The following is a 3,312-nucleotide window of genomic DNA, read 5'->3' as shown; positions in this document are numbered from 1 at the left end:
CCGGACGTGTCGGCGCCGACCGGGGCTCCCGAGCCGGCTGTGTCACCCGCCGCCCCCTCGCCTGCCACATCCTCGCCTGTCACGCCATCGCCGTTGGCGGTGCCGGGGCCTGCGTGCTGGTAGTCGGCGATCAGCGCCATCGCGGAATCCGGCAGGTAGGCGTGGCCGGCGCCGTCCGGTTCCGCGGCGAACGAGCCGAGCCCGGTGAGGATCGCGGCGTTGGTCGGGCGGTCCCGCGGCACGCGCCGCAGGCAGCCGCTGACCAGGTCGGTCAGCTCGTCTGGCAGGCCGGTGAGGTCAGGCGGCTCTGTCGCGAGCCTGACGAGGATGTCCATCACCGTCTCGCCCTGGTAGGGCGGGTGGCCGGTCGCGGCGAACACGATCGTCGCGCCGAGCGAGAAGACGTCGCTGGCCGGCGAGGCCTGCGTGGCGTCCCTGGCCTGCTCAGGCGCCATGTACGCGGGCGTACCCGCCGCACCGCGGGTGACGGTGAGCTGCACCCGCTCGGCGGCCCTGGCCACCCCGAAGTCGATCACCCGGGGGCCGTCCGGCGCCACCAGCACGTTCGACGGCTTCACGTCGCGGTGCAGCAGCCCGGCGGCGTGAATCGACTCGAGTGCCTCCGCGCAGCCCGCGGCGAGCCACCGGACGGCGGGCACCGGCAGCGGGCCGCAGTTGCGGACCAGCGTGCTCAGCGACGGCGCGGGCACATAAGCGGTCGCGACCCAGGGCAAGTCCGCCTCAGGATCGGCCGCCACCACCGCGGCGGTGAACACGCCGCTCACCTGCCTGGCCGCCGCCACCTCACGAGCGAACCTGGCACGGAAGCCTGGCTCCTCGGCGAGTTCGATCCTGATCGTCTTCACCGCCACCAGCCGCCCGGCCGTGGACCGGGCGAGGAACACCTGCCCCATCGCCCCGGCACCGAGCCGGCCGATGATGGCGAAGGGACCGATCTGTTCGGGGTCCCAGCGGCGCAGTGCAGCCACCGACGACTGTGACATTAGTCAGCTGCCTCCCCACAGGGCATGTGACAATTCACAATCTCGCACATTCTGATCCATGGCGGACAGCGAAACCTTCGCGACATTCGGTATCGGATTGGCCTACGGCCGCCACGCGCCGGGAGGAGGCGGCGGGACGGAGACGGCCGGGCCCGTTCTGTCAGACTAGTGCGCGACACCAAAGGACGATCCGCGGCTTGTTGAAAAGCCGGATTGACCGGGGTTTTTCTCTTCTCTACCGTCAGGTCATGGCAGACCTCGACGTGGCGGTGGCAGGAGCCGGGTTCGCCGGGATTTACGCGGTGCACGCATTCCGGTCCGCCGGGCTGACGGTGCGGGCATTCGAGGCCGGCAGCGGGATCGGCGGCACGTGGTTCTGGAACCGCTACCCCGGGGCGCGCTGCGACGTGGAGTCCAAGGACTACTCCTACTCGTTCTCCCCCGAGCTCGAGCAGGACTGGTCGTGGAGCGAGCGGTACCCCGCGCAGCCCGAGGTGCTGCGCTACCTGAACCATGTCACCGACCGGTTCGGGCTGTGGCCGGACATCCAGCTCAACACCCGGGTGACCGCGGCCTCATGGGACGCGGACCAGGCCGAGTGGACGGTGACGACCGACGACGGAGCGTCGGTCACCGCGCGGTTTTTCGTGTCGGCGGTCGGCTGCCTGTCGGCGTACCAGGTGCCGTCGCTGCCTGGCCTGGAGACGTTCGCCGGGCCGTGGTATCACACCAGCCGGTGGCCGGCCGACGGAGTGGACTTCACCGGGCTGCGGGTCGGGCTGATCGGCACCGGGTCTACCGGCATTCAGGTCGCGCCCGAGATCGCCGCCGTCGCCGAGCACCTGTACGTGTTCCAGCGGACCGCGAACTTCGCGGTGCCCAACAGGAACGGCGCCACCGACCCGGCGTGGGAGGCCGGGTTCAAGGCGGACTACCGGTCGTACCGGAAGCAGGCGCAAAAGTCGTTCCTCGGCGTGCCGATCGCCGGGACCGGGCGGCCGGCGCTGGCCGAGCCGCCCGCCGAGGTGCAGCGGACCCTCACGGAGCGATGGCAGGCGGGCGGCGGGATGCCGTTCCTCGGCGCGTACACCGACGTGCTCGTCGACCGGGACGCCAACGACATCGTGGCGGAGTTCATGCGGGACCGGATCAGGGAGACGGTCGCCGATCCCGCGGTGGCCGAGCTGCTGCTGCCGCGCACCTACCCGGTCGGGGCGAAGCGGCTGTGCCAGAGCGACGACTACTTCGCGATGTTCAACCGGCCCAACGTGACGCTGGTGGACATCAGGTCGGCGCCGCTGACTTCGGTGCTGGCGCGCGGGCTGCGCACGGCGGACGCGTTCTACGAGCTGGACGCGCTGGTGTTCGCGACCGGTTTCGATGCGATCTCTGGCGCCCTCAACCAGATCGACGTCCGCGGCGTCGGCGGGGTTCCGCTGGCCGAGAAGTGGTCGGCGGGACCGCGCGCTTACCTGGGCGTCGCCCCCGCCGGGTTCCCGAACATGTTCATCGTGACCGGGCCGGGGTCCCCGTCGGTGTTCAGCAACATGGTGCTGTCGATCGAGCAGCACGTGGAGTGGATCAGGGACTGCGTGCTGTACGCGGGGGCGCACGGGTACGCCGCGGTGCAGGCCAAGCCGTCGGCGGAAGACGCCTGGATGGCGCACGTGACCGAGGTGGCATACTCCACGCTGTTCCCGCTCGCGGACTCCTGGTACGTGGGCGCGAACATCCCGGGCAAGCCGCGGGTGTTCACGTCCTACCTCGGCGGCGTCGGGCCGTACCGGGCGCGGTGCGACGCGGTGGCGGCGGCGGGGTATGAGGGGTTCGCACTCGACCGGAGGTTAGCGATGAGCAGTTCTGTCCATCCGCAGGCGCAGCTGATCCTCGACGGGATGGCCGCCGCGGGCGGCCCGCCGATCTGGGAGATGACACCGGAGCAGGCGCGGGCCATGGTCACCGCGAACAACGAGCACATCGGGCCAGGGCCCGACGTGGCGTCCGTGCGGGACGTCGTGATCCCGGGTCAGGCGGGCGGGATACCCGCGCGGGTGTACTCCCCCGCTCCCGGCGCGCCAGGCGTGGTGGTCTACTACCACGGCGGCGGCTGGGTGGTCGGCTCGGTCGACGGCTGGGACGCGTCAGTCCGCGCGCTGGCGGTCGCCTCCGGCTGTGACGTGGTGAGCGTCGATTACCGGCTCGCGCCCGAGCACGTGTTCCCCGCGGCGGCGGACGACGCCTACGACGCGCTGGAGTGGACCGCCGGGGAACTGGCGGACGGGCGCCCGGTCGCGGTCGCCGGGGACAG

General features: G+C 71.4%; 2 protein-coding genes. One reads left to right on the top strand and one right to left on the bottom strand.

Going from position 1 to position 3,312, the window contains the following annotated elements:
• Positions 1–1,004: serine/threonine-protein kinase (locus WA805_RS02255; protein ID WP_425241531.1), on the bottom strand; the 1,004-nt coding region annotated here is incomplete at its 3' end.
• Positions 1,005–1,252: 248 nt separating this feature from the next.
• Here WA805_RS02255 and WA805_RS02250 point away from each other — a divergent pair.
• A partial coding sequence (locus tag WA805_RS02250; RefSeq protein WP_425241530.1) for an alpha/beta hydrolase fold domain-containing protein occupies positions 1,253–3,312 on the top strand: 2,060 nt, incomplete at its 3' end.

Source organism: Trebonia sp. (assembly GCF_049794275.1).
Lineage (GTDB): Bacteria > Actinomycetota > Actinomycetes > Streptosporangiales > Streptosporangiaceae > Trebonia.
Note: the sequence above shows the minus strand (reverse complement) of the source record. Positions and strands in the feature narration are given on the sequence as shown.